General features: G+C 40.5%; 22 protein-coding genes and 3 other annotated features. All 22 genes read left to right on the top strand.

Annotated elements, in window-relative coordinates:
• Nucleotides 1-15 precede the first annotated feature (15 nt).
• Entirely contained in the window at nucleotides 16-882 is an 867-nt protein-coding gene (gene pstB / locus WD019_RS04180) for a phosphate ABC transporter ATP-binding protein PstB (protein WP_425710746.1), read from the top strand.
• 35 nt (nucleotides 883-917) lie between these two features.
• A complete protein-coding gene (gene phoU, locus WD019_RS04185; protein WP_026676557.1) occupies nucleotides 918-1577 on the top strand; it encodes a phosphate signaling complex protein PhoU in 660 nt (219 codons plus the stop codon).
• Between the two features lie 85 nt (nucleotides 1578-1662).
• Nucleotides 1663-2376: a response regulator transcription factor gene (locus WD019_RS04190; protein WP_026676556.1), complete on the top strand. Its 714-nt coding sequence runs from the start codon at nucleotides 1663-1665 to the stop codon at nucleotides 2374-2376.
• Nucleotides 2376-4112 (top strand): two-component system histidine kinase PnpS, encoded by a 1737-nt coding sequence (gene pnpS / locus WD019_RS04195; protein WP_026676555.1) that lies wholly within the window; start codon nucleotides 2376-2378, stop codon nucleotides 4110-4112. Before WD019_RS04190 ends, pnpS begins: the two co-directional genes overlap by 1 nt.
• 92 nt (nucleotides 4113-4204) lie before the next feature.
• Complete coding sequence (gene polA, locus WD019_RS04200; protein WP_425710747.1) at nucleotides 4205-6841, top strand: DNA polymerase I; 2637 nt, start codon at nucleotides 4205-4207, stop codon at nucleotides 6839-6841.
• A 59-nt stretch (nucleotides 6842-6900) separates the two neighbouring features.
• Complete coding sequence (mutM, locus tag WD019_RS04205; protein ID WP_425710748.1) at nucleotides 6901-7722, top strand: DNA-formamidopyrimidine glycosylase; 822 nt, start codon at nucleotides 6901-6903, stop codon at nucleotides 7720-7722.
• A gap of 67 nt (nucleotides 7723-7789) precedes the next feature.
• Nucleotides 7790-8428 (top strand): sporulation membrane protein YtaF, encoded by a 639-nt coding sequence (gene ytaF, locus WD019_RS04210; protein WP_035350041.1) that lies wholly within the window; start codon nucleotides 7790-7792, stop codon nucleotides 8426-8428.
• Nucleotides 8429-8446: 18 nt separating this feature from the next.
• Complete coding sequence (gene coaE / locus WD019_RS04215) at nucleotides 8447-9046, top strand: dephospho-CoA kinase (RefSeq protein ID WP_425710801.1); 600 nt, start codon at nucleotides 8447-8449, stop codon at nucleotides 9044-9046.
• 132 nt (nucleotides 9047-9178) lie between these two features.
• On the top strand, nucleotides 9179-10213 hold the full coding sequence (locus WD019_RS04220) for a glyceraldehyde-3-phosphate dehydrogenase (protein ID WP_026676550.1): 1035 nt from the start codon (nucleotides 9179-9181) through the stop codon (nucleotides 10211-10213).
• A 277-nt stretch (nucleotides 10214-10490) separates the two neighbouring features.
• Nucleotides 10491-10874, top strand: coding sequence for an adenosylmethionine decarboxylase (speD, locus tag WD019_RS04225; protein WP_026676549.1), 384 nt, complete (start codon nucleotides 10491-10493; stop codon nucleotides 10872-10874).
• Nucleotides 10875-11046: 172 nt separating this feature from the next.
• Nucleotides 11047-11439 carry a hypothetical protein gene (locus WD019_RS04230; RefSeq protein ID WP_051291264.1) on the top strand — a complete coding sequence of 131 codons (393 nt, stop codon included), beginning with the start codon at nucleotides 11047-11049 and terminating at the stop codon, nucleotides 11437-11439.
• Nucleotides 11440-11522: 83 nt separating this feature from the next.
• The gene (gene nrdR / locus WD019_RS04235; protein WP_026676547.1) at nucleotides 11523-11984 is read left to right on the top strand and encodes a transcriptional regulator NrdR; all 462 of its coding nucleotides are present in this window, start codon (nucleotides 11523-11525) and stop codon (nucleotides 11982-11984) included.
• A gap of 90 nt (nucleotides 11985-12074) precedes the next feature.
• Nucleotides 12075-13469, top strand: coding sequence for a replication initiation and membrane attachment family protein (locus WD019_RS04240; RefSeq protein WP_425710749.1), 1395 nt, complete (start codon nucleotides 12075-12077; stop codon nucleotides 13467-13469).
• 25 nt (nucleotides 13470-13494) lie between these two features.
• A complete protein-coding gene (dnaI, locus tag WD019_RS04245; RefSeq protein ID WP_425710750.1) occupies nucleotides 13495-14433 on the top strand; it encodes a primosomal protein DnaI in 939 nt (312 codons plus the stop codon).
• Nucleotides 14434-14515: 82 nt separating this feature from the next.
• Nucleotides 14516-15625, top strand: a complete 1110-nt coding sequence (mqnC, locus tag WD019_RS04250; RefSeq protein WP_026676544.1) for a cyclic dehypoxanthinyl futalosine synthase — start codon at nucleotides 14516-14518, stop codon at nucleotides 15623-15625.
• Nucleotides 15626-15745: 120 nt separating this feature from the next.
• Nucleotides 15746-16606 (top strand): putative sporulation protein YtxC, encoded by an 861-nt coding sequence (locus WD019_RS04255; RefSeq protein ID WP_425710751.1) that lies wholly within the window; start codon nucleotides 15746-15748, stop codon nucleotides 16604-16606.
• 68 nt (nucleotides 16607-16674) lie between these two features.
• Nucleotides 16675-16898 (top strand) — a binding site (T-box leader).
• A gap of 439 nt (nucleotides 16899-17337) precedes the next feature.
• Nucleotides 17338-19269 (top strand): threonine--tRNA ligase, encoded by a 1932-nt coding sequence (gene thrS, locus WD019_RS04260; RefSeq protein ID WP_425710752.1) that lies wholly within the window; start codon nucleotides 17338-17340, stop codon nucleotides 19267-19269.
• 12 nt (nucleotides 19270-19281) lie between these two features.
• Nucleotides 19282-19499, top strand: a binding site (T-box leader).
• 41 nt (nucleotides 19500-19540) lie between these two features.
• A complete protein-coding gene (thrS, locus tag WD019_RS04265) occupies nucleotides 19541-21454 on the top strand; it encodes a threonine--tRNA ligase (RefSeq protein WP_425710753.1) in 1914 nt (637 codons plus the stop codon).
• Nucleotides 21455-21597: 143 nt separating this feature from the next.
• Nucleotides 21598-21726: a sequence feature (ribosomal protein L20 leader region), on the top strand.
• Between the two features lie 66 nt (nucleotides 21727-21792).
• On the top strand, nucleotides 21793-22296 hold the full coding sequence (gene infC, locus WD019_RS04270) for a translation initiation factor IF-3 (RefSeq protein ID WP_026676539.1): 504 nt from the start codon (nucleotides 21793-21795) through the stop codon (nucleotides 22294-22296).
• 24 nt (nucleotides 22297-22320) lie between these two features.
• The gene (gene rpmI, locus WD019_RS04275; protein ID WP_026676538.1) at nucleotides 22321-22524 is read left to right on the top strand and encodes a 50S ribosomal protein L35; all 204 of its coding nucleotides are present in this window, start codon (nucleotides 22321-22323) and stop codon (nucleotides 22522-22524) included.
• A gap of 30 nt (nucleotides 22525-22554) precedes the next feature.
• Nucleotides 22555-22914 (top strand): 50S ribosomal protein L20, encoded by a 360-nt coding sequence (rplT, locus tag WD019_RS04280; protein WP_026676537.1) that lies wholly within the window; start codon nucleotides 22555-22557, stop codon nucleotides 22912-22914.
• 112 nt (nucleotides 22915-23026) lie between these two features.
• Nucleotides 23027-23635 (top strand): TVP38/TMEM64 family protein, encoded by a 609-nt coding sequence (locus tag WD019_RS04285; protein WP_026676536.1) that lies wholly within the window; start codon nucleotides 23027-23029, stop codon nucleotides 23633-23635.
• The last annotated feature ends 5 nt before the right edge of the window (nucleotides 23636-23640 follow it).

A 23640-nucleotide genomic window follows, 5' to 3' on the forward strand; every position in this document is an offset into this window, starting at 1 on the left:
AGGAGGATGAACAAAATGGAAATTACGATTAATCGTAAGCCGCTTGATAAAGTAACTGAATCAGAAAATGAGGGGAGACAGGCTGTCCATTCAATAAAACTTGAACAAGCGAATACAACGGAGGAACTGCCTGCGGTTTTTAAAATTAACGAGCTTAATTTATGGTACGGACAGGACCATGCATTAAAAGATATCCAGTTTACGATTCCTGAAAAACAAGTGACAGCAATCATAGGGCCGTCCGGCTGTGGGAAATCGACCTTTATTAAAACGTTAAACCGAATGGTGGAGATGGTGCCATCCGTTCGCATGTCTGGAGAAATCTTGTATCGCGGGCGCAATATTTTTGACTCTAAGTATAGTGTAGAGGAATTGAGGACAGAGGTCGGAATGGTATTTCAAAGACCTAACCCGTTTCCAAAATCAATTTATGAAAATATCGCCTATGGACCAAAAATCCATGGCATAAAAAATAAAAAAGTATTGGATGAAGTTGTGGAAAAAAGTCTTCGCCAGGCTGCCATCTGGGATGAGGTAAAGGATCGACTTCATGAAAATGCGGTTGGGCTATCAGGAGGGCAGCAACAGCGACTATGTATCGCCCGATGCCTGGCGGTGGAACCGGACGTCATTTTAATGGACGAACCGACTTCTGCCCTTGACCCCATCTCAACATTAAAAGTCGAGGAACTTATACAAGAACTTAAGAAAAATTACAGTATTGTCATTGTGACGCACAATATGCAGCAAGCAGCAAGAATATCGGATAAAACCGCCTTCTTTTTAAATGGGGAAGTAATTGAGTTTCGCGATACAGGCACGTTGTTCTCTACGCCATCTGATAAACGGACGGAAGATTATATAACCGGACGTTTCGGATAAAAAATAGAAACTACAAAGGATAGGAGCTTAAAAACATGGTTGTTCGTGAAAATTTCCAAACGCAATTGGATGACTTGAAAAACTCGATAGTAGAATTAGGAAAGCTGGCTGAAAAGGCATTAAGAGACTCAATCCAGGTGTTGAATTTTCAAGACTTTGACCTGGCGCTTGAAATCATTGAGAATGATCAGCGCATTAATCATCTTGAAGAAGAAATTAATGATACGGCCATCCTATTAATTGCTAAACAAGCGCCTGTAGCTTCAGATTTAAGAAAAATCATTTCGGCGATTAAAATTTCTTCGGATGTCGAAAGAATGGCTGATTTTGCCGTCAATATTGCAAAATCGACGATTCGTATCGGGAAAACAGAACGGATTAAGCCGCTTGAAGAGATTGCTATTATGGCGGATTTGGCGATACAAATGCTGTCGGATGCGATCACTGCTTACTATAATGAAGACGTCGTGCTTGCGAAACGTCTGGCTGATATTGATGATCAGGTCGATGAAATGTATGGCAAAACCATTCATGAACTTCTTACGATCATGACTAAAAATACGGAATTAGTCCCGCAGATCACTCAGCTTTCATTTATATGCCGGTATATTGAACGTACCGCAGATCATGCGACAAATATTGCCGAAAGCGTCATTTATCTCGTAAAAGGAAAGAGATATGGCTTAAATGAGTAGAAAAAGCCGCGGCTTGTTCACTTTAAACATTCGCTATAGTATGATATACGAAAAAATAGTTTTTTAATAAAAGGATGGGAAATGAATGAGCCAAAAAATTATGGTAGTAGAAGATGAACAATCAATCGCAACATTGCTGAAATTCAACCTGGAACAAGCGGGGTTTGAAGTAATCACTGCCTCCGATGGCAAGGAAGGTTTAAGCCTTGCGGAAATGGAAAAACCGGATTTGATCATTCTCGACCTTATGCTTCCAGAGATGGACGGAATGGAAGTTTGTAAACAGCTCCGTCAAAAGCATATTTTTGTCCCCATCTTAATGCTAACAGCAAAAGATGATGAATTAGATAAAATATTAGGATTAGAACTTGGTGCGGATGATTATATGACCAAACCTTTTAGTCCACGTGAAGTGCTTGCACGGGTAAAAGCGATCCTTCGGAGAATGACTCAAATCCCCGGTGAACAAGCGGCTCCAAAGCATGCAGAACATGAAAAGATTGTAATTGGCGAAGTTGAAATTTTCCCGGATAACTATGAAGCTTTTTATAAAGGGAAAGAGCTTGAATTAACACCGAAAGAATTTGAACTGCTCGTATATTTAGCGCGCAATAAAAAGCGGGTATTAACACGGGAACAGCTCTTATCATCGGTCTGGAACTATGATTTCGTCGGGGATACGCGAATAGTTGACGTTCATATTAGCCATTTAAGGGATAAAATTGAAACGAATACCCGAAAGCCAATGTATATTAAAACGGTCAGGGGACTTGGCTATAAGTTAGAGGAACCGAAATAATGTATGATCTTCGGAATCGAGTGCTCTCTTTTTTCTTAATCGGCATTATGCTCGTTTCCATGCTTCTTGCGATTCTTGTTGGTAATAGTATGCACCATATGGTGAAAGAAAAGCGGGAACATTTCTATGAAGGAGAGCTCAATCTGTTAGCACTGGCGGCGAAATCGGAAAATACCGCACTTCTGGCCAATCAAATTACAAAAGCGGAGGAAGATTTGAAAGGAAGCGTCGTTTATTTATCCCCTGCAGGAAACGTGCTCGTATCTTCCGGCAGGAAAAAGATCAACGTTTCTGAATATCCGCTTTATGCCGATGAGAAACTGGAAAATTCAAAAGTGTATAAGACGAAAAAAGCAGGAAATGTATTTTATACACTGCCGATTAAACAATCGGGTGATGACCGCATGCAAGGTTATATGCAGCTCATTATCCCAATTCATGTCGCAGAAGCTGCTGAACATTCCATCTGGCAAACGATGTCCGTTGGCTTTTTGCTATGTTTCGTTCTCGTTCTGATCATATCCATACGTGTGATTAACCGGCTTGTGAAACCGGTAACGGATGCGGTCTTAACCGCGAAGGAATTGGCAAAAGGAAACTTCAAAGCGAGAGCATATGAATTCAAGGAAAAGGATATTGGCGAGCTAAATCATTCGCTCAATGTCCTTGCCCGAAACCTGGATCAAATGACACAAAGCTACGAATCGCAACAAAACCGGTTAACGACGTTGATTGAAAATATGGGGAGCGGATTGATTTTAATTGATGCGAATGGGTATGTAAATTTAGTGAACCGCGCCTTTAAAGAGATATTTCAAACGGAAGATTGGACTGGCCAATTATTTGAAAAAGTTTTCCCTTACCAGGAAATAAAGGAACTTGTGGAAGAAACGTTTATTGTTGAAAGCAATGTCCGAAAACAGGTCGTATTGCCAATACGGATTGTCCGGAAGCATTTTGACGTTTATAGCGCCCCGGTCCTTGACAGCCATGAAAAACTAACAGGAATTGTCCTCGTCTTTCATGATATTACGGAGTTAAAGAAGCTGGAACAAATGCGCAAAGACTTCGTTGCCAACGTGTCGCATGAATTAAAAACGCCAGTCACTTCATTAAAAGGATTTGCTGAAACATTGCTCGATGGAGCGGCGGAAAATCCTGAAGTCCGCACTGAATTTTTGAAAATTATTTGGCGTGAAAGTGAACGCTTGCAAGAATTGATTCAAGATTTACTGGAACTGTCCAAGATTGAACAAAATTTCTCACTAAATTGGGAGGAAACTGACATCGTCTCTATTGTAAACGAAGTCGTCGTCATGCTTGAACCAAAAGCGAGAGAAAAAGAAATCGAGTTAAATGTTGTGACTGAAGGAGATGCAATCATTGAAGGAGATTCGTCACGTCTCAAGCAAGTATTTATCAATTTAATTAATAATGCTCTTGTTTATACCTCAAAAGGCGGAAAAGTGACAGTCGGTTTAAAAGAAGAAAAAGAGACGGTGAAATTTTACGTAAAAGATACGGGAATCGGGATTAAAGAAGAAGAAATCCCCCGCATTTTTGAGCGTTTTTATCGAGTTGATAAAGCCCGGAGCAGAAATTCCGGCGGTACAGGACTTGGCCTTGCTATTGTCAAGCACTTGATCGAAGCCCATCATGGCCGAATTGATGTAAAGAGCAAGCCCGGCGAAGGTTCTACGTTTACGATTACGTTTAACAAAAAGAGAAAAAGTTAATAGATGTCCCCCTGATAACGAACTTATTTTCCCTTTTCACTTGTAAATGGTACAATGGAGAAAGGAAAATAAGGACTTGGGGGTTTTTTATTTTGGCAAATAAATTAATATTAATTGACGGGAACAGTATCGCCTACCGGGCATTTTTTGCCCTTCCTTTGCTGAATAACAACAAAGGCGTATATACGAATGCAGTGTACGGATTTACGACGATGCTTTTGAAAATATTAGAAGAAGAAAAGCCGACCCATATTGTTGTTGCCTTTGACGCGGGGAAAACAACATTCCGCCACAAAACATTTAGCGATTATAAAGGAGGGAGGCAAAAAACGCCGCCGGAATTATCTGAGCAATTCCCGTTCATTCGAGAGCTATTAGATTCGTTTGGGATTACACGGTACGAACTTGATAACTATGAAGCGGATGACATTATCGGAACACTTTCAACACAAGCGGAAAAAGACAATTGGGAAGTTAAGGTTTTCACAGGGGATAAAGACCTTCTTCAACTCGTGACGGACCATGTGAAAGTCGCATTAACCCGAAAAGGGATCTCTGAAGTCGAGACATATGATGTGAAGCAAGTTGATGAACGATACGGTTTAACACCGGAACAAATTATTGATATGAAAGGACTGATGGGTGATCCGTCCGACAATATTCCGGGTGTTCCCGGTGTCGGTGAGAAAACGGCCATAAAGCTTATTAAACAGTTTGGTTCGCTTGAGAAAACCCTTGAATCGATCGATCAAGTATCCGGTGCCAAATTGAAAGAAAAGCTTATGGAACATAAAGAGCAGGCGCTAATGAGTAAAAAGCTTGCAACGATTACCCATGAAGTGCCTCTTTCTATAACGCTTGCCGATTCGGAATATAAAGGGTATCAAACAGAAAAAGTGCAGGCGCTGTTTAAAGAGCTTGAATTCAACTCATTACTTGAGAGGATTGGCACAGATGCTGCGGGTCCGGAAGCTGCTGGCGAAAAGAAAGAACTTTCGTTTGAAACGGTAACAAAATGCACGAAAGAAATGTTCATTTCCCCGTCTAGCCTCATTGTTGAAACGATGCCGGAAACGTATCATAAAGCTGAAATTCTTGGGTTTGGCCTTGTAAATGATAACGGTCATTTTTATATTCCAACCGAAGTTGCCCTCTCGTCTGGCTTGTTTAAAGAGTGGGCAGAAAATAAGGAGCAAAAAAAATATGTGTTTGATGCAAAACGGGCGTACGTTGCGCTTGGCTGGAACGGTATTTCTTTAGCTGGAGTCGAATTTGACCTTTTAATTGCATCTTACTTATTAAACCCGTCTGAATCCGCCGATGATGTTGCCAGCGTGGGAAAAAGGCATGGCATTTCGGATGTCGACAGCGAGGAAGCGGTCTACGGAAAAGGGGCAAGGCTGAAAGCACCGGAAGAAGAAGTGTTAAAGGAACACATCGTTCGCAAGGCAAATGCGGTCTATCAGCTTAAAGAGGAATTTGTCAAAAACCTGAAAGCAAACGAGCAATTTGACTTATTTGCCAACCTCGAACTGCCGCTATCGCTTGTTCTTGGCGATATGGAGACAACCGGGGTAAAAGTGGACACTGACCGTTTAAAGAAAATGGGCCACGAGTTAACCGATCGCCTTCATGCATTGGAAAAAGAAATTCATCAGCTGGCCGGAGTTTCTTTTAATATTAACTCGCCGAAACAATTAGGAGAAATTTTATTTGAAAAATTGAACCTTCCTGTCATTAAAAAAACGAAGACGGGCTACTCCACATCGGTTGATGTACTTGAAAAACTCGAAGGCAAGCATGAGATCATTGGCAAAATCCTCGTTTACCGCCAGCTTGGCAAATTGAGCTCAACTTATATTGAAGGCTTGCTGAAAGTAGTGGACAACGATACGGAAAAAATTCATACCCGCTTTAACCAGGCATTGACGCAAACAGGAAGATTAAGTTCAACGGAACCGAATTTGCAAAACATCCCGATCAGGCTTGAGGAAGGTCGCAAAATCAGACAGGCCTTCGTTCCATCCAAACCTGATTGGATGATTTTCGCGGCAGATTATTCCCAAATCGAATTGCGGGTGCTGGCGCATATTTCTCAAGACGAAAACTTAATGGAAGCCTTTAAGAAAGAAATGGATGTTCATACGAAAACAGCGATGGATGTATTTCATGTTGGTGAAGATGAAGTCACACCGCAAATGCGCAGGCATGCAAAAGCTGTTAACTTCGGAATCGTATACGGTATTAGTGACTATGGATTGTCGCAAAGTCTTGGCATCACGAGAAAAGAAGCGGCTGACTTTATTGATCGCTACTTAAAAACATTCCCGGGTGTAAAGCAATATATGGAAGAGATTGTACAGAAGGCGAAACAAAATGGATATGTAGAGACATTGCTTCATCGCCGCCGCTATTTACCGGAAATTACGAGCCGCAACTTCAATTTAAGAAGCTTCGCTGAACGGACCGCGATGAACACGCCTATCCAGGGAACGGCTGCGGACATTATTAAAAAAGCGATGGTTGAAATGGATAAACGGTTGAAAGAAGAAAAAGTAGAAGCAACAATGCTTCTTCAAGTGCACGATGAGTTGATTTTTGAAGCTCCCGAACACGAGATTAAAGTATTGAAACGGCTTGTACCGGAAGTGATGGAATCAGCACTTAAGCTCGATGTTCCGTTAAAGGTTGACATCAATTATGGAAAGACATGGTATGACGCGAAATAAAGAAAGAAACCAGCGCTGCTTTCTAGTAGCGCTCATTTTTTTGGCAAGGAGGAAGGAAGATGCCGGAATTACCAGAAGTGGAAAATGTCAAAAATACGTTGAATCGCCTCATTCGAGGCAAAACGATCGCTGATGTTAAAGTTTTATGGCCGAATATTATAAAATACGAAAACCTTGATGAATTTAAGCTGCGTCTTATCGGGCAAACGATTGAACTCGTCGAACGCCGAGGAAAGTTTTTGAAAATCCATTTAAATGAAGATACGCTCGTTTCCCATTTGCGGATGGAAGGCAGATACGGGTTATATGAGGCGCAAGAAGAATTTGATAAACATACACATGTCTTTTTTACCTTTACGGATGGGACAGAATTAAGGTATCGCGACGTAAGGAAATTTGGAACGATGCACTTGTTTGTTCGCGGGGAAGAGGAAAGACAGGCCCCGCTTTCCAAACTCGGGTATGAGCCATTTTCAAATAAGTTTACGGTAAATGTGTTAAAACAAGGGCTTTCGAAAACAAATCGATCGATTAAAGCCGCCCTTCTCGACCAATCAATCGTCGTTGGGCTTGGGAATATTTATGTTGACGAAGCCTTATTTAAAGCGGGCATCCATCCTGAAACAAATGCAAACAAATTATCATTGCCAAAAGTAAAAACGCTTCATCAACACATTATTGAAACATTGAAAGAATCTGTTGAAAAGGGCGGAAGCACGATCCGATCCTATGTGAATTCCGTTGGAGAAGAAGGTTCGTTTCAACTAGAGCTGTTTGTTTATGGAAAAAAAGGCGAGCCGTGCAAAAAGTGCGGCACCATGATTTCTAAAACCGTCGTAGCAGGACGTGGAACCCATTTTTGCCCGAAATGTCAAAAGTGAAAATAACAGAATAAAGGCTCCTTTCATATAATACTAAACGTTAGTAGAGAAAGGAGCTATTTGTTTAATGATGATTTCCATCTCAATGCTGTTATTAGCCGTAGCCGTTAGCCTGGATAGTTTTGGTGTAGGACTCACATATGGAATAAAAGGAATTAAAATCCCGATAAAGTCAATCCTTATCATTTCTTGTTGCTCCGCATCGACGCTCTTGATCTCGATGGGATTTGGGCATATCATTGAACAATTTCTTTCGCCAAAAGTTGGGGAAGTTTTTGGGGGACTCATTCTATTTTTAATTGGCACGTACTTTTTATTTCAAGTACTTAAACCGAAAAAAGAAAACGAACAAGTTGAACAAAGTGAAAAAACAATAGTAAAATTAGAAATAAAAAAGCTTGGGATTATGATCCAGATTTTAAAAAAACCTGTCATTGCTGACCTTGATCAATCAGGTTCGATTAATGGATGGGAAGCAGTATTATTAGGTGTGGCGCTTTCTCTTGACGCTTTCGGAGCAGGTATCGGGGCAGCTCTTATTCACCTTCCTCCGATATGGACGGCTGTTTTTGCAGCGGCCATGAGCTCGATCTTCGTCCTATTTGGAATGCGTCTTGGCTTTATTTTTTCAAAAGTAAAATGGGTGAAGAAACTTACAATCCTTCCGGGGATACTATTAATGATCATCGGATTATTGAAAATGTAGTTAAATGAAAAAGGGGATATAGTTTTGATTATTGGATTAACAGGCGGTATTGCCAGCGGAAAAAGCACGGTATCAAACATATTTAAATCGTACGGCATCCCCGTCGTCGATGCGGATGTGATCGCGAGACAGGTCGTTGAAAAAGGAATGCCCGCATATAATGAAATTGTAGCTTCATTTGGGAAAGAGATCCTTGATGAAAATGGCGACATTCATCGAAAAAAGTTAGGCAGCATTGTTTTTCATGATGACGAAAAACGCATGCTCCTCAACAGCATTGTCCATCCGGCTGTACGGCAAGAAATGAGGCGTCAAGCGGATCAGTTTTTAGCGGAAGGATATGAGACAGTCGTTCTTGATATACCTCTGTTGTTCGAAAGTAAGTTGACACATATGGTTGATGTGACACTGCTTATTTACGTCGACGAAGAAGTCCAATATGAACGATTGATGGCAAGAGATCAAATGACGTTTGAAGAGGCGAAAGCAAGAATCACATCACAAATGCCGCTAAAAGAAAAGCGTCAACTGGCCGACGCCGTCATCGAAAACAACGGAACATTGGAACAATTAAAAGAAAAAGTGATCAATCAACTGCATGAATGGGGTGTACGATAGACTCGGGATGAACCGGGTCTATTTTTGCGCCTATTTTTAAAAAAAGTATGTTCCATTTCAGTTGAAATATGTTATACTAATTACAGTCAAAGAGAGAAAACAGTATAACATATATATGGAAGGAGCAACACCATGAAAGCAAAAGTAGCGATTAATGGACTTGGACGTATCGGAAGAATGGTTTTCCGTATTATGATGGAGAAAAATGAACTAGATGTAGTAGCGATAAATGCAAGCTATCCGGCAGAGACACTTGCTCATATGATAAAATACGATTCTATTCATGGGGTTTTTAACGGTGAAGTGATTCCGTATGACGGCTATTTAATGGTAAATGATAAAAAAGTGCTATTATTAAATTCAAGAGACCCGAGAGAACTTCCGTGGAAAGAACTCGGTGTCGACATCGTCATCGAGGCAACGGGGAAATTTAAATCAAAAGAAACAGCTGGCTATCATCTTGAAGCGGGTGCGAAAAAAGTAATCATTACCGCTCCTGGAAAAGAAGAAGATATTACGATCGTAATGGGCGTCAATGATAACGATTACAATCCTGATGAACATCATATTATTTCAAACGCTTCTTGTACGACAAATTGTTTAGCGCCGGTTGTGAAGGTGCTTGATGATCAATTTGGCATTGAATGCGGCATGATGACAACGGTTCATGCGTATACAAATGACCAAAAAAATATTGACAACCCTCATAAAGACTTGCGCCGTGCACGGGCTTGCGGACAATCCATCATCCCGACTTCAACAGGTGCAGCGAAGGCGATCGCTAAAGTATTGCCGCATCTTGAAGGCAAATTAAATGGAATGGCATTACGCGTGCCTACGCCTAACGTATCTTTAGTTGACCTCGTTGTTGATTTAAAAAGAGAAGTGACGGTTGAAGAGGTTAATACTTCCTTGCAAATGGCTGCTGAAGGATCTATGAAAGGTATTCTTGCATTCAGCGAACTGCCGCTCGTTTCCATTGACTATAATGGAAATGGACATTCATCGATCGTAGATGGACTTTCAACAATGGTAATGGAAGGGAAGAAAGTTAAAGTTCTTGCCTGGTATGATAATGAATGGGGTTATTCTTCCCGTGTTGTTGATCTTGCGAACATGGTTGGAGCTCGTTTGATCAAAGGATCAAAAGTATCCATGATCTCCTAATAAGAAAAACAGAGCGCGTTTTTCTTATTTAAAAAATCAGGTGTCGCCAGCGATACCTGATTTTTTTTATAATGTCAAGAATAAAATATTAAAACTAGATGTTGCAAAACATTATAAAAGAAAGTATACTATGTTTCGTGAACTTCAATTAAGGCAATTAAGGCATTGAGTTCTACTTAAAGGGTTAGGACCTCTTTGGACTAACTTTCCCCCGTGGTAGATATTCTTTTGCCGCATGCTTGAAGGCATGATTATTATTTAAAGGGGGACTATGCGAATGGATACAATGGGAAGACACGTAATTGCTGAACTATGGGGATGCGACAGTGAAAAGCTAAATGACATGAAATTTATTGAAGAAACGTTTGTAGATGCTGCTCTTAGAGCTGGGGCAGAAATACGTGAAGTTGCTTTTCATAAGTTTGCGCCACATGGTGTAAGCGGAGTTGTTATTATTTCTGAATCACATTTAACAATTCACAGTTTTCCAGAGCATGGTTATGCAAGTATTGACGTTTATACATGCGGGGATCGAATTGATCCGAATGTAGCGGCTGATTATATTTCACAGGCTCTCGGAGCGAAAACCCGTGAGAACCTTGAGGTGCCACGCGGTATGGGTCCTGTAAAGGCTGCTAAGACAAAAGTATCAGCTCAGTAAAAAATGAATGACGAAACGACGAGAGGTGTGGATAGCACCTCTTTTAATATTTAAACCGAAAGGATTGTCCCTTCGGTTTTTTTAAATGCTTTCATTTCAAAAGCAATTCTATTGGTTGAATGGGTCATTTCGGGTTACAATTATTGAAAACAATCTTTAGGAGTCGATTTCAATGTTGAAAAAAATGCGAACTTTTTTGACCAATAGTGCAGAAACGCGCGAAAATCATAACGACCCCGAATTTCAAACCCATTATTTTAAAGCGCGGCAAGCGGATGTGATGAAAGCGATAAGCGGAATCATTCAGAAAAAGCCGAGTTGCCGGTTATTGGGAATTTCTGAAGAGCGGGGGGAAATTGCTTTTGAAATGACAAAGCCAAGAAAATCCTTCGTTGTGATTACGGTAATTACCGTCAAACCTTTTAGGGTCGCCGTTGATTTAAACGTATCTACGGAAACCTCTCTTCCGTTTGATTTTGGCAACTCAAAAAAGATTATTTCTAATTTTTATCGTGAACTAAAAGAGGAACTTGAATTTATTGGCACCTCTCTTGCAGAAAAATAATAAGAGAACAACCTTGTCACATACCGTTCTTTTGACTAAGATAGAAGTAGATAAAATTGATTTCAAATCTGGGGTTGATGCAATTGCGTTGTCCGTCCTGCCAACATAATGGCACAAAAGTGCTTGATTCTAGACCTGTTCATGCGGGTAGATCCATAAGAAGGAGAAGAGAATGTGAAGAGTGCACCTATCGCTTCACAACCTTCGAAACCGTTGAGGAAATGCCTTTAATTGTTGTGAAAAAAGAAGGGACAAGGGAAGAATTCAGCCGGGAAAAAATTTTGCGAGGTCTTATTAGAGCGTGTGAAAAGCGGCCGGTTCCGCTAGAAGTTCTCGAGGACATTGTTGACAATATCGAAAAAGATTTACGTAATCAAGGAACTTCCGAAGTAAAAAGCAAAGAAGTCGGAGAAAAGGTCATGGATTATTTAGCCAAAACGGATGAAGTCGCTTATGTCCGGTTTGCTTCCGTTTATCGGCAATTTAAAGACATTAATGTTTTTATCCAGGAACTGAAAGAATTGATCAAAAAAGAAAACAGTTAAAAAGTGCGTGAGACGTGTTCGGAAGGTTTTACGCTCTTTTTTTACGACCTTTTACAAAGAGAGTTCGCTTAAAAAAGAAAGGTGAGTTTAATGAGTATACACTGGAAAGAAGTTGTACCGGTGGATACGTATGTCATACAGATGAACGGATTGCTTCATGAATATGACAGAAAAGTATTGACCTTATTATATCAGCCGCTCATAGGAGGATTCGCATATAGTCTTTATATGACGTTTTGGTGCCTTGCACAAACAAGTGTTGACGAATATACACATCAATATTTAATGAATATGACCCAGTTTTCATTAAAAGACATTATCCAGGCAAGAAAAAAATTAGAAGCGATCGGCCTTTTAAAAACATATAAAAGAGAAGACGCGACGAGCCGCAAGTATATTTATGAACTACACGCACCACTGTCTCCCCATGATTTTTTCAATGACGGAATGTTGAACGTTTATTTGTACAATCGGCTTGGAAAAACAAAATTTGTAGAGATGAAGGAAGCGTTTCTTCTTCCTGATATAAAGAAGGAAGGATTTATTGATGTCACTTCATCTTTTAGTGATGTTTTTACTTCCCTTCACCCATCCGAAATGGTTGCAGGCGTCTATTCGGAAATGAATGAAGGATTGGGAGGCACGGAAGGAAAGGTGGCGAAAAACGCCGAATCAAGCCCTCCTTCTATTGGAATGGACGAGTTTGATTTTGATTTGCTCTATGCGAACTTGTCCAGTTTTATTCTGCCTAAAGAAGTAATTACAGCATCAATTAAAGAAGCGATTATAAAATTGGCCTATGTTTATCAAATGGAACCGCTCGAGATGAGCAAACAAGTGCAAAATGCCTATTATGCAAACGGTGAATTAACGGTTGAAAATTTGCGTAAAGAAGTTCAAAAATGGTATCGGATTGAACATCAAAATGAATTGCCAATATTGGCTGAAAGGACGCAGCCATTAAAGTATAGGATGATGGCAAATAAAGAGCCTGTTAGTGAAGAAGAAAAATTAATTAAATTTTTTGAAGAGATCTCTCCGTATAAATTGTTAGAACTTCATGAAGGAGGAAGGCCTGCTAGTAGTGATTTAGCCATTGTCTCTCATTTAATGCTCGAGAAAAAAATGAATCCGGGTGTCATTAATGTTTTGTTAGATTATGTATTAAAAACAATTGATGATAAATTGCCTAAAGCTTATATAGAAAAAATAGCAAGTCACTGGGCACGCAAAAAAGTGGTTACCGTTAAAGAGGCGATGGAACTTGCGAGGAAGGAATTTAACACGTATAAAGAGACGCAAGCAAATAAAAAGAGGATGTCTGCTAGAGGCAACCAAAAAAGATCGAAGCGTTTGACAGCATTGCCGGATTGGCTTCAGGAAAAAGATGACGATCAACAAGAGAATCCAAATGATGTGAACGAATTAACCGAAGAAGAGAAAGAAAATCAAAAGTGGCTTGAAGACTTGCTTAAAAATTTTTAACAACTTCAAGGAAGGAGGAAATTAGATGGAATCAATTAAAGAATCCTTCAAACAAATACCAGGGTATGCAAAATTCCAAAAGGACTATAATGCGTTAAAGTTTAAAGTCTTGAACGACCCGACGGTTGCTTCGTTTATTGAGAGCCATCCGGAACTTACGCAGGCAAGCATTGAGAGAAGCTTGCCAAGGCTTTTTGAATATATACAGGAACAGGCGAATTGTGCCAATTGCCCGGGGCTCGCCAATTGCCCGAACATGATGAAAGGCTATCAGCCAAAGCTTGGCGCAGGCAGAAATACCATTGATTTGTCGTATGAAAAATGCGAATTAAAGCTGCAAGAGGATAAACAAAAGTCGATCGTATCACTTATCAAAAGCTATTTTATTCCGAAAGAAATTTTAGAAGCGACTTTTGATAAATTGCACCGAATTGATAAGGAGCGCAAGGAAGCGATCTTTTATGCGACCCAATTTGTTACGGATGTATGTTCTGGAAAAGAAACGAAAGGACTTTATTTTTACGGCAAGTTCGGTGTCGGGAAAACATTTTTGCTTGGAGCGATAGCGAATAAACTTGCAGAACGGCAAGTGCAGTCATTAATTGTTCATACGCCGGAGTTTTTACGAGAGATTAAAAATAGCCTTTCAGAAGGAACATTTCAAGAAAAAATGGACCTTTTAAAAAAGGTGCCTGTTTTGATGCTTGATGATATTGGCGCGGAGAATATGTCGCCATGGATTCGCGATGAAGTGTTAGGCGTCATCCTTCAATTTCGCATGATGGAAAAGCTTCCCACACTTTATTCTTCAAACTTTGATTTTGATTTGCTTCAGGAACATTTTTATTGCTCGGAAAAAAGCGGCTTGGAAGAAGCAAAGGCGAAACGGATAATGGAACGTATCCGCCACATCACCATTCCTGTCTTTATTGGCGGCAGCAAGAATTTTAGAACGCTATCCTAGGAAAATCGTTACAGACGATTTTCCTTTCTTATTATGATAGAATGGAGAAGGAGAGGATGTATCCTTATTGGAGGTAAGATAAATGAGTATTGATGTCATATTACAAAAAGCATTAGACGGTATTCGTTTGACCGTAGATGATGCGATAAAGCTGTATGAGAGCGATGAAGTCGAGAAGATGGGCAAAGTCGCCGATACGATTATGAAACGCTGGCATCCCGAGCCGATTACAACGTTTGTTATTGGAAGAAATGTCAATTATACAAACGTATGTGATACATATTGCCGGTTTTGTGCTTTTTATCGGGCGCCAGGAAAAGAGGGCGGCTACGTGCTGGACGATGATGTGATTTTGCAAAAGATCCAGGAGACGGCTGATGTTGGTGGAACCGAAATTTTAATGCAGGGCGGTACGAATCCGAATTTGCCTTTTTCATATTATACCGATTTGCTAAAAAAAATTAAACAACGTTTCCCAGGAATTACGATGCACTCATTTTCTCCCGCTGAAATTTGGAAAATGGTTGAAGTGTCAGGCTTATCGCTAGAAGAAGTGCTACGCCAATTGAAAGAGGCGGGATTAGATTCACTTCCCGGAGGAGGTGCGGAAATATTAGATGATCGCACACGTAAGCGTATTAGCCGTTTAAAAGGTTCATGGACGGAATGGATCGACTGCATGAAAACCGCTAAAAAAGTCGGATTGCACTCGACAGCGACAATGGTTATTGGATTTGGTGAAACATTTGAAGAACGCGCCTTGCACCTTCAGCGGGTCCGCGATGCTCAGGACGAAACGAACTGCTTCCTGGCGTTTATTTCATGGACGTTCCAACCGGATAATACAAATTTAAAAGGTGAAAAAACCTCGCCAAGAGAATATTTAAAAAATGTAGCGATTTCTCGCATCTTTCTTGACAATATACCGAACTTCCAATCTTCGTGGGTCACAATGGGACCAGAGGTTGGAAAGCAATCGCTCCATTACGGTTGCAACGATTTTGGCAGCACGATGATGGAAGAAAACGTCGTATCAGCCGCAGGAACGACGCATAAAGTAAATACGAATCTGACCCTTCGCCTCATTCGTGAAGCCGGAAAAATCCCGGCACAACGAAATACAAAATATGAAATTCTCCATATTTTTAAAGAAGGTGAAACGGCCGAAAAAGACTTCGTCATGCAAAATTAATTTTAAGGCTTTCTAGCTCCGAAAAGAGTTAGAAAGCTTTTTAATTCTCTGTGAAAATAGTTCATGTTTTATGCTTCTATCCCATATATATTATCAAAGAAGTGAGAGGGAGGGGCAAGATTGATTGAACTCATTTTTACAGATCAAGAAGAATGTTATCAAGTACGTAAAAAAATATGTAATCAGGCGAGCCTAAAACAGATGAATCCTTCCTTTGTAGAAGTTTTACATACAGACCCGCACATTTTACATATAAAAAGCTTCGAGCATATGAATGTTATTATCGATATAGTGGCCGGCTATATCCAGGATAAAGTAGAGGAAGATCATCTTTTATATTTGATAGAAAATGTGTTTTTCTTTAAGGACAAAGAGGAACAACAGGAAATTTTAGTTATCGCTAAATCGATAATGAACGGCGAAATTGAAGATATTCCAGGCACGAGTAGCATGGTGCCGGGTGAACAGTTAATTAAAAAGGAACTCAGTAAATTATTTTTAGAAAATCGAAGGAAATTTACAATTGATTCATTTATCCAGTTTCGTCTAAAAGATTATTTTCAACAGTTGCTAATGTATGTAGAGTGGGCGATTGATGAATATAAAATGGAATTGGAATATCAGTCGTTTATCGATCATTTGAGAACATGTGTCAGTACCTACCAGACAAAAGTAAACGCCATTCATGTAACGTTTGATGGGGAAATCCGGATTTATGATGAGGTGCTAAATCCTTTTTCATCTGAAAAGTTGGAAAAAATGTATGAAAAAGCACTGGTGATGACGGAAGAATTGGATTTGGACAGGATATTACTTGGTCCTTTGCTCGGGATTTCACCTAAAATGATTTATTTTTATAGTAACGAAGCCGATCATGCGATAGTACATACGATTCAAAATATTTTTGAAGAACGTTTGATTCATCAGCCATTATCATCATTTGCGGCGCTAAAGCAGCGTATAAATTCATCTAAAACATGATATACTGTCATTTGACTACTTGATTTTCAAATTTTTCACGCATATAATAGAATTACATTTTAAAATGATAATTAGCGTTGATAAGGACATGAGTTATTTATTACGGTTTACAGAGAGGGGAGCACTAGCTGAAAGCTTCCTAACACGGATAAATAATTTACCACCTTGGAGCTTCAGCGGCGAATTGAAGTAGCCGCATGACGGACAAATTACCGTTATCAAGACACGAGTGCCATAGCTTTCTTTGCTATGGAACGAGGGTGGAACCGCGAGTAGAACACTCGTCCCTTTATTAGGGACGGGTGTTTTTTATTATGCCCCGGCATTTTTGTTCAGAAGCGGATAATAAGGTGTAATTCCACTCTAAAGGACAATTTTCCGCTTACGGATGAGGCCACTGAAAAAGTCCAAGAAATTTTCAAAAATGCTTTTTCCTAAAAAATACATCCCCACTTTGGTAAGCGAAATGCATTGTAAACACGATGCTATCCCCCACTTCCTAAGTGAAAAATACTGTTTTTTTGGGTTTTGGTTTTTTAAAAATTTTAGTTTTTTATTAAAAGGAACTTTTTCAGTGGCTTCCTTACGGATCGCATTTTTGTCCAATAGAAGCGATTCTATAGGACAGATGGCTGTTGTATATGCCTCGGCATTTTTTCCTAGAAGCGGAAAATAAGAGGTGTATTTACGCTAATTTTTGTAACATGTAGATTTAAAAGGAGAGAAAAAAGATGTCATCTATTCAATTAACATTTCCAGACGGTTCGGTGAAAAGTTATCCAAAAGGGGTAACAGCCGAACAAGTAGCCGAATCGATCAGTCCAAGTTTGAAGAAAAAGTCCATCGCCGGTAAAGTCAACGGTGAGCTTTATGATTTTACACGGCCGATTGAAGAAGATGCTTCGATTGAAATTATTCCGCAAGACTCCGAAGAAGGGTTGGAAATAACCCGCCACAGTACGGCCCATTTAATGGCGCAGGCGATTAAACGCCTTTATCCTGATGTAAAGCTCGGAATCGGACCGGTTATTGAAAACGGCTTTTATTATGATATCGATATGCCGCATGCTTTAACTCCGGAAGACTTGCCGGCGATTGAAAAGGAAATGCAAAAAATCGTCAATGAAAACTTGCCGATCGTTCGTAAAGTAGTTAGCCGTGAGGAAGCGATTAAAATTTATCAACAAATCGATGATCACTTAAAGCTTGAATTGATTCGCGATCTTCCGGAAGATGCAGTCATTACGATTTATGAGCAAGGCGAATTTTTTGATCTTTGCCGCGGGCCGCATCTTCCCTCGACAGGAAAAATTAAATCGTTTAAATTGATGAGTATCTCCGGAGCCTATTGGAGAGGAAAAAGTGACAATCAAATGCTTCAACGGATTTACGGAGCGGCGTTCCTCAATAAAAAAGATTTGGATCAACATTTAAAATACCTTGAAGAAGCGAAAGAGCGTGATCACCGTAAATTAGGAAAAGAGCTTGGCATATTTACCGTTTCGCAAAAAGTCGGGCAAGGTTTGCCGCTCTGGCTTCCAAAAGGCGCAACGATTCGCCGTATTATCGAACGCTATATTGTCGATACAGAAGTCCGTCTTGGCTATGACCATGTGTATACGCCTCATTTAGGAAGCGTTGAGCTTTATAAGACATCCGGCCACTGGGATCACTATAAAGATGATATGTATCCTGCAATGGAAATGGATAATGAACAATTGGTACTTCGTCCGATGAACTGTCCGCATCATATGATGGTTTATAAAAACTCGATGCACAGCTACCGTGACCTTCCAGTCCGAATTGCCGAACTTGGCACGATGCATCGTCACGAAATGTCCGGGGCACTTGCCGGCCTGCAGCGGGTGCGTTCAATGACGTTAAATGATGCTCACATTTTTGCGAGACCTGATCAGTTGAAGGACGAATTTATTCGCGTCGTGAAACTCATCCAACGCGTCTATGAAGATTTCGGGATTAACGATTACAAATTCCGCCTATCGTATCGCGACCCTGAAGACAAAGAAAAATATGTCGATAATGATGAAATGTGGGAAAAAGCGCAAAGCCTGTTGAAAGAAACGATGGAGGACATGAACCTCGATTATGTCGAAGCTGAAGGCGAAGCGGCGTTTTACGGACCGAAACTTGACGTTCAGGTAAAAACGGCACTGGGCAAGGAAGAAACGTTGTCTACTGTTCAATTGGACTTCCATTTGCCGGAACGATTTGATTTAACCTATAAAGGAAGCGACGGCCAGGACCACCGTCCAGTCGTTATCCACCGCGGAGTCGTTTCGACAATGGAACGCTTTGTTGCCTTCTTGATCGAGGAATATAAAGGGGCTTTCCCAACATGGCTCGCGCCTGTTCAAGTTCAAATCATTCCGGTATCGAGCGTCCATGAAGAATACGCAAGAAAAATAAAAGAAGATTTACAAGAAGAAGGCGTAAGAGCGGAACTCGATCTTCGCGATGAAAAACTCGGCTACAAAATTCGCGAAGCGCAAATGCAAAAAATTCCGTATATGCTCGTTCTTGGCGACAATGAAATTAGCGATAATGCCGTCAATGTGCGCAAATATGGCGAGCAAAAATCAGAAACTGTTCCTTACGAAGAATTTAAAGCGGCAATCCTTCGCCAAATTGCTGAGCGTAAGTAGACATGTGAATAGAGAAAGGTGATGATAAGGACATGAACTATATTTTACGGTTGATAGAGAGGGAAGTCCCGGCTGAAAGCTTCCTAACACGAAAATATAGCTTACCACCTTTGAACTTCGGCGGTGAAACCAATTAGCCGCTGACGGAACTTGCCGTTATTAAGCCAAGTGCTATAGCTTATTTGCTATGGAACGAGGGTGGAACCGCGAGATAAACACTCGTCCCTGTATGAGGGACGAGTGTTTTTATTTTTTATAAAGGAGAGGAACCATGATGTCATCTATTCAATTATCATTTCCAGACGGTTCGGTGCGTAAATATCCGAAAGGGGTAACAGCCGAACAAGTCGCTGAATCGATCAGTCCAAGTTTGAAGAAAAAGTCCATCGCCGGTAAAGTCAACGGTGAGCTTTACGATTTTACGCTGCCGATAGAAGAAGATGCTTTAATTGAAATCATTCTAACTGAATCTGAAGAAGGATTAAAAATTATTCGCCATAGTACGGCCCATTTAATGGCGCAGGCGATCAAACGTCTTTATCCGGATGTGAGACTCGGGATCGGGCCGGTCATTGAAAACGGTTTTTATTATGATATTGATATGCCGCACGCCTTAAACCCGGAAGATTTGCTGGCGATTGAAAAAGAAATGCAAAAAATTGTGGATGAAAACTTGCCGATTGTCCGCAAAGTGGTTAGCCGTAAAGAAGCGATCAGCATTTATCAAAAAGTCGATGATCATTTAAAGCTTGAATTGATTCGCGACCTTCCTGAAGATACGGTCATTACGATTTATGAGCAGGGGGAGTTTTTCGATCTATGCCGCGGTCCACATGTTCCTTCCACAGGCAGGATAAAAGCATTTAAATTAATGAACATTGCCGGCGCCTATTGGCGAGGAGACAGTAACAACCAGATGCTTCAACGCGTTTACGGGGTGGCCTTTTTAAACGAAAAAGATTTAAAGGAGTATTTGCAGTTTCTTGAAGAAGCGAAACAACGAGACCACCGTAAGCTGGGAAAAGAGTTAGAGTTATTCATGTTCTCTGAAGAAGCTCCGGGTATGCCGTTTTACCTGCCGAAAGGGCAGACGGTTCGATTAGAACTTGAAAATTTTTCGCGTGAACTGCAAGAGCAGGCGGGCTATGAAGAAGTGAGGACACCGTTTATGATGAATCAAAGGCTGTGGGAACAGTCCGGTCATTGGCACCACTACCGCGAAAATATGTATTTTTCAGAAGTAGATGAAACACGTTTTGCAATGAAACCGATGAATTGCCCCGGGCATATGTTAATTTTCAAAAATAAGCTTCGTTCTTACCGGGAATTGCCGATCCGTATCGCTGAATTCGGCCAGGTCCATCGCCATGAATTCAGCGGGGCGTTAAACGGAATGCTGCGGGTCCGTACATTTTGCCAGGATGATGCGCATATTTTTGTAAAGCCTGACCAGATTGAAAGCGAAATAAAAGCCATCTTTCAATTGATCGATAATATCTATCGTACATTCGGTTTTAAATATTCAGTCGAACTTTCCACTCGGCCGGACGATTCGATGGGCGATGACCGGCTCTGGGAACAGGCGGAAAGAGCACTTCAAAACGTGCTGGAAGATCTTAAGCTAGACTATCACGTAAATGAAGGAGACGGCGCGTTTTACGGACCGAAAATCGACTTTCACATTAAAGATGCATTAAGGCGTTCCCACCAATGCGCGACCATTCAGCTTGATTTTCAAATGCCGGAGAAATTTGATTTATCGTACATTGATGAACATAATGAAAAGGCGCGTCCGGTCGTCATTCACCGTGCGATTTATGGATCGATTGACCGTTTCTTCGGTATTCTGATCGAACATTTCGGCGGTGCGTTTCCAACATGGCTGGCTCCGCTTCAAGTGAAGTTGATTCCGGTCTCCGGCGTACATGCCGATTATGCTAAAAAGCTAAAAGAAGATTTGCACGAGCATGGTGTTCGAGTAGAAATCGATGATCGGGATGAAAAACTAGGCTACAAAATTCGTGAAGCGCAATTGCAGAAAATCCCTTATATGCTTGTGCTTGGGGACAAGGAAGTAAGGGAGGATGCGGTGAATATACGTAAATACGGTGAACAAACGTCAGAATCTGTTTCCTATGATCAGTTTAAAGAACGAATAGTAGAGGAAATTCAAACACGAAAATAAAAAACTGCGAATTGCTCGCAGTTTTTTATTGCACAAATCCATAGTTTTACGTTATAATCAAATTCGTTGTTGTGAAACTTTTATTATTTGACAATGATGAAAAGTCATGGTATAGTAATCTAAGTAACTAAATAAATGGAAGTTTCGATAAGCAGAAGCACCCGCTTCTCACCTGATTGACGCGAAAAGCTGTTAACTGGTAGAACGAACATACAGGCATGAATTGCCTTGTTTAGTGTGGGTGTAGTATGCACCGACGCTTTTTTTATTGGTTTACAAAAGCCTGAGCATACTTGGCTCACGTAAATTTTTGGAGGTGACTTACTATTAGTAAGGACATGTCTGTCAATGAGGGCATTCGTGCTCGTGAAGTAAGGGTCATAGGACCGGACGGAAGCCAGTTAGGAATCAAGACGCGCTATGAGGCGCTCGAGCTTGCGCAAAAATCCAACCTTGATCTTGTGCTTGTTGCCGCAAACGCAAAACCACCAGTATGCCGAATTATGGATTACGGTAAGTTTAAGTTTGAGCAACAAAAGAAAGAGCGGGAAGCTCGTAAAAACCAGAAGGTTATTACGACAAAGGAAATTCGCTTAAGCCCGACCATCGAGGAGCATGATTTCAATACGAAATTGAAAAATGCCCGTAAATTCCTTGAAAAGGGCGACAAAGTTAAAGCAAGCATTCGATTCCGTGGACGTGCGATTACACATCCTCAAATCGGACAAAAAGTTTTGGAACGATTGGCTAAGGAATGTGAAGATCTTTCCAACGTTGAAGTTAAACCAAAAATGGAAGGACGCAGTATGTTCCTCATTCTTGCACCAAAAAACGACAAATAATGATTACCAGGGAGGAATCCGATCATGCCTAAAATGAAAACACATAAAGGTGCTGCAAAGCGCTTTAAAAAGACTGGAACAGGTAAATTAAAACGTGGCCGCGCATTTACGAGCCACTTATTCGCGAACAAGTCTACAAAAGCAAAACGCAAGCTACGTAAAGCTAAGCTTGTTCACAGTGGTGACTTCAAGCGCATTAAAACATTATTAACGTATAAGAAAAAATAATCGCGATTTAAAATATAGGAGGTTTTAATTATGCCAAGAGTAAAAGGTGGCTATGTGTCACGTCGTCGTCGTAAAAAAGTATTAAAATTAGCTAAAGGTTATTTCGGTTCGAAACATAAATTATTTAAAGTTGCTCAACAACAAGTATTTAAATCCCTTCAATATGCTTACCGTGACCGCCGTCAAAAGAAACGTGACTTCCGTAAGCTCTGGATTACTCGTATCAATGCAGCAGCGCGTACAAACGGACTTTCTTACAGCCGTTTAATGCACGGATTAAAAGTTGCGGGTATCGATATTAACCGTAAAATGCTTGCTGAAATTGCAATCACTGATGAAAAAGCATTCGCTGAATTAGCTTCTAAAGCAAAAGAAAGCTTAAACGCTTAAATGATAAGACCATTTCCACGATAGGAAATGGTCTTTTTTTAAATAAAAAAAGTGGACACAGCATAAACGGCTCGTCTCCTGTCATAAAATGACGTCAAAGGAGGGGAGGACAATGGAGCAAAAGCTTAATGAGATTATTCACATCTTACGGTATGCAGGATTGTTTGCTCCGCTTATCTTTATCGCTCTTCACGTTTTACGCCAATTTTTATTTATTCCGATTGGTTTGATTTGTGTTATCGGCGGGTTGTTATTCGGGTCTTTGTCGGGTTCCCTGTATTCCATTATCGGCATTACATTATCAAGCATTATGTTTTATGGTCTGCGCAGGGTGATGCCAAAAATGTTTAGCAAAATTACAGGTTTGAAAAACAAATGGATCGGAAAAAGAATACCTTTTTCACTCGGGCAAATTACAATTTTAAAGCTTATTCCGTTTGTTCATTTTCAATTGCTGTCCTATTGTTTAATCGAAATGACATCCGATTTTAAAGAGTATACAAAAGCAAGCCTTATCTCAAATATACCAGTAGCCATCGCGTATACAACGTTTGGAAACTATATTTTACATTTATCGCTTCTCTGGGGTGGAGCGGCTCTTGCAGTATTATCCATATTGTTTTATTTGCTGCGGAGAAAAGAATGGATATTCAAGTGGAACGAATTTTTCGAACGGGAAGATAAAGAAGAAGTCAAACATGTTAAAGTCAGAGGTGCGTAGACAGT

Origin of the sequence: Fictibacillus sp. Mic-4, assembly GCF_049843615.1 — a bacterium.
In the GTDB taxonomy this organism is placed as follows: domain Bacteria; phylum Bacillota; class Bacilli; order Bacillales; family Fictibacillaceae; genus Fictibacillus_A; species Fictibacillus_A gelatini.

What these genes read in the sequence shown, in the direction of transcription:
- pnpS (WP_026676555.1), top strand. Translation starts at nt 2,376, where the DNA reads ATGTATGATCTTCGGAATCGAGTGCTCTCTTTTTTCTTAATCGGCATT.
- WD019_RS04230 (WP_051291264.1), top strand. Translation starts at nt 11,047, where the DNA reads ATGTTGAAAAAAATGCGAACTTTTTTGACCAATAGTGCAGAAACGCGC.
- thrS (WP_425710753.1), top strand. Translation starts at nt 19,541, where the DNA reads ATGATGTCATCTATTCAATTATCATTTCCAGACGGTTCGGTGCGTAAA.
- WD019_RS04285 (WP_026676536.1), top strand. Translation starts at nt 23,027, where the DNA reads ATGGAGCAAAAGCTTAATGAGATTATTCACATCTTACGGTATGCAGGA.
- phoU (WP_026676557.1), top strand. Translation starts at nt 918, where the DNA reads ATGGTTGTTCGTGAAAATTTCCAAACGCAATTGGATGACTTGAAAAAC.
- infC (WP_026676539.1), top strand. Translation starts at nt 21,793, where the DNA reads ATGTCTGTCAATGAGGGCATTCGTGCTCGTGAAGTAAGGGTCATAGGA.
- rplT (WP_026676537.1), top strand. Translation starts at nt 22,555, where the DNA reads ATGCCAAGAGTAAAAGGTGGCTATGTGTCACGTCGTCGTCGTAAAAAA.
- pstB (WP_425710746.1), top strand. Translation starts at nt 16, where the DNA reads ATGGAAATTACGATTAATCGTAAGCCGCTTGATAAAGTAACTGAATCA.
- rpmI (WP_026676538.1), top strand. Translation starts at nt 22,321, where the DNA reads ATGCCTAAAATGAAAACACATAAAGGTGCTGCAAAGCGCTTTAAAAAG.
- thrS (WP_425710752.1), top strand. Translation starts at nt 17,338, where the DNA reads ATGTCATCTATTCAATTAACATTTCCAGACGGTTCGGTGAAAAGTTAT.
- WD019_RS04220 (WP_026676550.1), top strand. Translation starts at nt 9,179, where the DNA reads ATGAAAGCAAAAGTAGCGATTAATGGACTTGGACGTATCGGAAGAATG.
- mutM (WP_425710748.1), top strand. Translation starts at nt 6,901, where the DNA reads ATGCCGGAATTACCAGAAGTGGAAAATGTCAAAAATACGTTGAATCGC.
- dnaI (WP_425710750.1), top strand. Translation starts at nt 13,495, where the DNA reads ATGGAATCAATTAAAGAATCCTTCAAACAAATACCAGGGTATGCAAAA.
- ytaF (WP_035350041.1), top strand. Translation starts at nt 7,790, where the DNA reads ATGATGATTTCCATCTCAATGCTGTTATTAGCCGTAGCCGTTAGCCTG.
- WD019_RS04190 (WP_026676556.1), top strand. Translation starts at nt 1,663, where the DNA reads ATGAGCCAAAAAATTATGGTAGTAGAAGATGAACAATCAATCGCAACA.
- mqnC (WP_026676544.1), top strand. Translation starts at nt 14,516, where the DNA reads ATGAGTATTGATGTCATATTACAAAAAGCATTAGACGGTATTCGTTTG.
- WD019_RS04240 (WP_425710749.1), top strand. Translation starts at nt 12,075, where the DNA reads ATGAGTATACACTGGAAAGAAGTTGTACCGGTGGATACGTATGTCATA.
- speD (WP_026676549.1), top strand. Translation starts at nt 10,491, where the DNA reads ATGGATACAATGGGAAGACACGTAATTGCTGAACTATGGGGATGCGAC.